Genomic DNA, 257 nt, shown 5'->3' on the forward strand with positions numbered 1-257 from the left:
GTGCATTTTGGCGGTCACACGCCGATTTTCATCTGCATAAATTTTGTAGTAGAAATGGTTATGGGTGCCGCTTTCGTCGATGTCCCATGATTCATTGCTGGAGTTGTCTTCGCGCATGGATACTATCCATCTGCACTGCTCCTGCGTGTAGCCTTCGGGTAGTGGGATTGTCCCGCCGTCTGAAATCAATCCTGTTTGAACAATAACGTTTTGCCCGATGGCTCGCCATCTTGCGCCTTGCGCGCCTACAATTACCG

The 257-nt window shown here is 50.2% G+C and carries 1 protein-coding gene; it reads right to left on the bottom strand.

Annotation, left to right across the window (positions count from 1 at the left end; translation table 11 throughout):
* A partial coding sequence (locus tag ACTHS4_RS12145; RefSeq protein WP_440366015.1) for a hypothetical protein occupies positions 1-257 on the bottom strand: 257 nt, incomplete at both ends.

Origin of the sequence: Neisseria sp. P0014.S009 (assembly GCF_051958155.1) — a bacterium.
GTDB classification, from domain to species: Bacteria; Pseudomonadota; Gammaproteobacteria; order Burkholderiales; family Neisseriaceae; genus Neisseria; species Neisseria flavescens_C.